Source organism: Corallococcus sp. 4LFB, from assembly GCF_046520365.1.
GTDB lineage: Bacteria > Myxococcota > Myxococcia > Myxococcales > Myxococcaceae > Corallococcus > Corallococcus caeni.
The window spans coordinates 1-3,513 of sequence record NZ_JBKGHJ010000679.1 but is presented as its reverse complement, the minus strand read 5'-3'; the positions used below and the strand labels follow the sequence as shown (position 1 = coordinate 3,513).

Genomic DNA, 3,513 nt, shown 5'->3' with positions numbered 1-3,513 from the left:
TCGATGCGGAAGCCTCGCACCTTCACCTGGAAGTCCACCCGGCCCAGGTACTCCAGCACTCCGTCCGCCCGGTACCTCACCCGGTCCCCCGTGCGGTACATGCGGCTGCCCGCGGGCCCATAGACTTCCGGCAGGAACTTCTCCGCCGTCAGCTCCGGCCTCAGCAGGTAGCCGCGCGCCTGGCCTTCTCCCGCCAGGTACAGCTCTCCGGCCACGCCTACCGGCACTGGCTGGAGGTACTTGTCCAACACGTATGCCCGCGTGTTGGTGAGGGGCCGGCCGATGTTCGGAACCTCTGCGCGTCCCACCAGCGACCACGTCGAGTACGTCGTGTCCTCCGACGGGCCGTACAGGTTGTAGAGCTTCTTCACCGTCGGCACCGCGTACACGGCCCTCGCCAACGTCTCCGGCAACGCTTCGCCCGCGAGGTTGATGACCTGGACCGACGGCGGTACTGCATTCAGCCGTACCAACTGCGCCATCGCCGACGGCACCGTGTTGATGAGCGTTACCTCCGCCTCGGGCTTCTCCTCCGCCAGATGCAGCGCATTGCGCACCACCACCACGCTGCCGCCTCGCACCAGCGGCGCGAAGAGCTCGAAGACGGAGAGGTCGAAGTTCAGGCTCGTCGCCGCGAGCACCGCCTTCGTCTCTTCCTGTGTGAACGTCTCCGTCGCCCACGCCAGGAAGGCCACGGCGTTCCGGTGCGTCACCGCCACGCCCTTCGGACGGCCCGTGCTTCCCGACGTGTAGATGAGGTACGCCACATTCTCCGGACTCAGACCTGCTTCCGGCGCCTCTTTCGGCTCCATGGCCAATGTCGCGTCAGTGTCCAGGCACACCGCCTGCGCACTGAAGGGGGGCAACGACTCCAGCAAGTGCGAATGCGCCACCAGCGCAGGGCCCTGGGCGTCTTCCAACAGCCAGCCCAGCCGCTCCTTCGGGTAGCTCGGGTCTAGCGGCACGTACGCGCCGCCCGCCTTCAGGATGCCCAGCGTCCCCACCACCACGTCCGCGGTGCGCTCCACGCACAGGCCGACTCGCGACTCCGGGCCCACGCCCAGCTTGCGCAGCCGGTGCGCCAGTTGGTTCGCCTTTGCCTCCACCTCCCGGTACGTCAGCCGCTGCTTGCCGCTCACCACCGCCACGGCTTCGGGCGTGCGCTTCGCCTGCGCTTCGAAGAGTCGCGGAATCGTCGTGTCGCGTGCGTACTCCGCTTGCGACTGGTTCCACGTCACCAGCACCTGCTGGCGCTCCGCGGGCGTGAGCAGTGGCAGCCGGCCTACCGACTCCTCCGGCTTCGCGACCACTCCTTCCAGCAGCATGCGCAGGTGCTCCACCATCCGGCGCACCGTCTGTGCTTCGAACAGGTCGGTGCTGTACTCCACCGACCCGTTCAGGCCTTGCGGCGTCTCCGTGAAGTAGACGCTCACGTCGAACTTCGACGTGCGGAGCTCCAGCTCCAGCGGCTTCATCGTCAGCCCGGGGAGCCGCGCCTCTCCTTCGGGCGTGTTCTGCAACGCCAGCATCGTCTGGAAGAGCGGCGTGTGGCTCAGGCTGCGCTCCGGATGCAGCGCCTCCACCAGCTTCTCGAACGGCACCTCCTGGTGCTCGTAGGCCTCCAGCACCGTGCCCCGGACCTGCTTCAGCAGCTCACGGAAGGTTGCTTCCCCATCCACCTGCGCCCGCAGCACCAGCGTGTTGACGAAGAAGCCGATGAGCCCTTCCAACTCCGCCCGCGTGCGGCCCGCGATGGGCGAGCCCACGCTGATGTCTGTCTGCCCCGAGTAGCGCGACAGCAGCGCCTGCCACCCGGCCAGCAGCACCATGTACAGCGACGCACCTTCATCCCGAGCGAGCGCCTTCAACCGCTGCGCCAGGAATGACGGCAAGACGAAGGTGTGCACCGCTCCGGCGTTGCCACGCACCGCCGGACGCGGACGGTCCGTGGGCAACTCCAGCACCGGCGGGGCTCCGGCGAGCTTGTTCTTCCAGAAGTCCACTTCCTTCTGGAGCGTCTCTCCCTGCAACCAGCCGCGCTGCCACGCCGCATACCCCGCGTACTGCAAGGGCAGCGCGGGCAGCGGCGACGGACGGCCTTCCGTGAAGGCCGCGTACAGCGCTCCCACCTCGCGGATCAACACGCCCAGCGACCAGCCGTCCGACACGATGTGGTGCATCGTGATGAGCAGCACGTGCTCGGTGCGCTCCAGCCGCAACAGGCTGGCCCGGATGAGCGGTCCCTTGTTCAGGTCGAAGGGCTCCGCCAGCTCCAACCCGAGCCTGCGCCGGACCTCTTCCTCCCGCTGCTCGCGAGTGAACCCCTCCAGGTCGACCTCCGCCATCGGAAGGCGTGCGTCGGCGCGGATGCGCTGCACGGGCTGCCCCTCGTGCAGTTCGAAGGTCGTGCGCAGGGATTCATGACGGCGCACGACTTCACGCAGGGCATCTTCCAGGGCCCCCGCGTCCAGTTCGCCGTCCAGGCGCACCGCGACGGGGACGTTGTAGAGCGAGCTGCCCGGCTCCAACTGATCGATGAACCACAGGCGCTGCTGCGCGAACGACAAGGGGGCTGCCCCACCGCTCGCGGCAGGCTCCAGCGCCGAGGGCAGCGGACGCGCGGCCGTTCCCAGCCGCTCGGCCAGGACTTCCAGCACGGGCGCCTCGAAGAGGACGCGGAGCGCGAGATCCACTCCCAGCTCCGCACGGACCCGTGACACCACCTGCGTGGCCAGCAGCGAGTGACCGCCCAGCTCGAAGAAGTGATCCTTCACCCCCACCCTGGGCACCCGCAGGACCTGCGCCCAGATGGCCGCCAGCTTCCGCTCCGCCTCCGTGCGAGGCGCTTCGTACTCACGCTCCGAGCGGACCGTATCGAGTTCAGGCAGGGCCTTGCGGTCCACCTTGCCGTTGGCCGTGAGCGGCAGCGCGTCCAGCACGCCCATGGACGACGGCACCATGTACTCCGGCAGGTGCCTGCGCAGCTCCGACTCCACCGCCTTTGGGTCGATGTTCTGGCCCGGCTTCGCCACGAGCCAGGCGACGAGCCGCTTGTCGCCGCCCACCTCCCGCACGATTACCGTGGCCTCCGCGACTCCCTCCTGCCTCAGGAGCGCCGCCTCCACCTCGCCCAGCTCGATGCGGAAGCCGCGCACCTTCACCTGGAAGTCGGTGCGCCCCAGGAACTCCAGCGTGCCGTCTTCCTTCCAGCGAGCCTTGTCGCCCGTGCGGTACAGCCGTGCACCGGGCTTCGTGCTGAAGGCGTTGGGCACGAAGCGCTCCGCCGTGAGGTCCGCACGGTTGAGATAGCCCCATGCGAGGCCTTCGCCTCCCACGTACAGCTCGCCCGGCACGCCCACGCCCGCCACGTCCCCACGCGCATCCAACACATACGCCGTCGAGTTCCCAATCGGCTTGCCGATGGGCACCGAAGCGGTGGGCGATGAGTCACGCGTCAACGTGTACGTGGTGGAGAACGTCGTGTTCTCCGTCGGGCCGTAGCCGTTCACCAGC

General features: G+C 68.4%; 1 protein-coding gene. It reads right to left on the bottom strand.

Annotation, left to right across the window (positions count from 1 at the left end; genetic code table 11):
• The coding region (locus ACLEQD_RS39395) for an amino acid adenylation domain-containing protein (protein WP_410391058.1) at positions 1 to 3,513 on the bottom strand (3,513 nt) is incomplete at both ends.